Source organism: Micromonospora sp. ATA51, assembly GCF_016802855.1.
GTDB classification, from domain to species: domain Bacteria; phylum Actinomycetota; class Actinomycetes; order Mycobacteriales; family Micromonosporaceae; genus Micromonospora; species Micromonospora sicca.
The window spans coordinates 1-2,331 of record NZ_JAEVHJ010000566.1; the positions used below are offsets into that span (position 1 = coordinate 1).

The 2,331-nt window shown below is 71.0% G+C and carries 4 protein-coding genes and 1 pseudogene; 4 read left to right on the forward strand and 1 reads right to left on the reverse strand.

Annotated elements, in window-relative coordinates; translation table 11 throughout:
- Nucleotides 1–388: 388 nt before the first annotated feature.
- Together JNW87_RS37780 and JNW87_RS37785 are read left to right on the forward strand one after the other, a co-directional pair.
- Nucleotides 389–595, forward strand: coding sequence for a hypothetical protein (locus JNW87_RS37780; RefSeq protein ID WP_238455375.1), 207 nt, complete (start codon nucleotides 389–391; stop codon nucleotides 593–595).
- Nucleotides 592–1,218: a GDSL-type esterase/lipase family protein gene (locus JNW87_RS37785; protein ID WP_238455376.1), complete on the forward strand. Its 627-nt coding sequence runs from the start codon at nucleotides 592–594 to the stop codon at nucleotides 1,216–1,218. The genes JNW87_RS37780 and JNW87_RS37785 overlap by 4 nt, the downstream gene beginning before the upstream one ends.
- A 68-nt stretch (nucleotides 1,219–1,286) precedes the next feature.
- Here the strand turns inward: JNW87_RS37785 and JNW87_RS37790 are convergent.
- Nucleotides 1,287–1,762: pseudogene (locus JNW87_RS37790) on the reverse strand (winged helix-turn-helix transcriptional regulator).
- A 56-nt stretch (nucleotides 1,763–1,818) separates the two neighbouring features.
- Here JNW87_RS37790 and JNW87_RS37795 point away from each other — a divergent pair.
- Entirely contained in the window at nucleotides 1,819–2,259 is a 441-nt protein-coding gene (locus JNW87_RS37795) for a PaaI family thioesterase (protein ID WP_238455377.1), read from the forward strand.
- Between the two features lies 1 nt (nucleotide 2,260).
- On the forward strand, nucleotides 2,261–2,331 hold a 71-nt coding region (locus JNW87_RS41910; RefSeq protein WP_375373600.1), incomplete at its 3' end, for a hypothetical protein.

Sequence of the window (2,331 nt, forward strand, 5' to 3'; positions counted from 1 at the left end):
GCCAGGCCGGCCGCGGCGTCGGGCGAAGCGGGCGAGGCGGGTGCCGCCTGGGCGGGCGCGGCGAGCAGCGAGCCGGCTACCAGGGTTCCGGCGACGGCGACGGTGACGGCGCGACGGAGCGATGACCTCGTGGGTCGCATGAACAGCCTCCCGGATGGGGGTGAGGGGCCCAACTCGTGGTGAGGGCCCTGGACCGACCCGGCCTAGCTGGGGGAACCGGCCGGGCTGAGTGAAGTATTCACATGTTTAAGATCCTATTCAAGACCCTGGTTTGCCCGAATTCACCCGGCGGCCACAGGTAACTGCGCCGCAACATTGTGGACACTGACTGTCATCTATACCATCCGGTCACCGTCGCATTCCCGGCACCCGTGATCCGGAGGCCACGATGACCATCCCCCGACGCGTACTGGCCACCCTCGCCGGCCTGACCGCCCTCGTCCTGCTCGGCGCCGACCCGGCCACCGCCGCCGCCATCCCACCACCGGCCTCGATGGCCAGCATCGGCGACTCCATCACCCGCGGCTTCAACGCCTGCGTTGGTACGTCGACTGCACCTCGCGGTCCTTCAGCACCGGCGACTACTCCACCGTGAACAGTCACTACCTGCGCATCCGCGCGGTCAACCCGACCATCCAGGGCCGCAACCTCAACGACGCGCGCAGCGGCGCCAAGTCCGCCGACATGTACGGCCAGGCCGGCACCGCGGTCGGCCAGGGCGTCGAGTACGTCACCATGCTCATCGGCGCCAACGACGCCTGCACCAGCTCGGAAGCCACCATGACCCCGGTGGCCACGTTCCGGGCCAACATCGACAGCGCGCTCAACCGGATCCGCGCCGGCCTGCCCAACGCCCGGGTCGCGGTGATGAGCGTGCCGGACATCCACCGCCTCTGGTTCATCGGCAAGGGCAGCGGCAGCGCCCGCAGCGCCTGGTCGGCGTTCGGCATCTGCCAGTCGATGCTGGCCAACCCCACCTCGACCGCCCAGGCCGACGTCGACCGGCGGGCCCGGGTCCGGCAGCGGGTGATCGACTACAACAGCCAGCTCGCCCAGGCCTGCGCCGCGTACGGGGCGAACTGCGACTTCGACGACAACGCCGTGTTCAACTACCCGTTCGTGCTCAGCCAGGTGTCGACCTGGGACTACTTCCACCCGAACACCAGCGGCCAGGCGGTGCTGGCCACCGTCTCGTACGCCAACGGCTTCGGCTGGTAGGCACTCCCGCGGCGCGCGGGCGGACCGCCGTCCGCGCGCGGCCCGCGTACCCGAGAAGACGCCGCCGGTCAGTCGACCCGGCGGCGCGCTCCCGGGCCCGGCCGGGGCAGCACATCGCGCGGGTCCGCCACCTCGTGTCCCGCGGCGCAGCGCAGCTCGGCGTGGACCTCGGCGCCGCAGTCCCGGTGGGTGGCCCGCAGCGGCGGGCCCTCCGGGTCGGCGAGGTAGCGGTCGCCCCAGCCGAGCACGGCCACCAGCACCGGCCAGAGGTCGAGGCCCTTCTCGGTGAGCCGGTACTCGTGGCGCACCCGGCTGCCCGGCTCCCGGTACGGCTCCCGGCGCAGCACCCCCTGCTCGACCAGGGTGGCGAGCCGGTTGGTGAGCACCTGTCGGGGAATGCCGGTCCGCACCCGCATGTCGTCGAAGCGGCGGATGCCGTTGAAGACCTCACGGAGCACGACCAGGGTCCACCGCTCGCCGAGGATCGCCATCGCCGGGCGATGGTGCAGTTTTCCACCGACCAGTCCAGTGCCGAGGGTCTCATGCCGACCAGGCTAGGTCTGATTGACAGACTCAGCAACGCGCTGCCAGGCTGAGTCCATGACACAGACGCAGGATCCGGCGCGCAGCCGTACCTTCTCCTGGTCCGACCCGGTGGCGGGCGCGGCGCACATCGGCCGACGCAGCGGCCTGGAGCTGCTCCGCGCGATGATCGCCGGCGAGCTGGCCGCCCCGCCGGTGATGCACCTGATCGACATGGCCCGGATGGAGGCCGACGAGGGCCGGGTCGCGGTGGAGCTGGTGCCGCAGGAGTTCCACTACAACCCGCTCGGCACCGTGCACGGCGGCGTCATCTCCACCCTGCTGGACACCGCCGCCTGTTCGGTGCACACCACCCTGCCCGCCGGCGTCGGCTACACCTCGCTGGACCTGAACGTGAAGTTCCTCCGCCCGGTGACGGTCGCCAGCGGCACCCTCCGCTGCGAGGGCACCGTCCTCCAACGCGGCCGCCGCCCACAACATCCTCCGAGCGATCCGTAGCGTGACCAGCCGCTCAATCACCCACGTGGTCTACAGCCACCAGCATTCAGACCACGTCGGAGCGATCTCGGT

What these genes read in the sequence shown, in the direction of transcription:
- JNW87_RS37795 (WP_238455377.1), top strand. Translation starts at nt 1,819, where the DNA reads ATGACACAGACGCAGGATCCGGCGCGCAGCCGTACCTTCTCCTGGTCC.
- JNW87_RS37780 (WP_238455375.1), top strand. Translation starts at nt 389, where the DNA reads ATGACCATCCCCCGACGCGTACTGGCCACCCTCGCCGGCCTGACCGCC.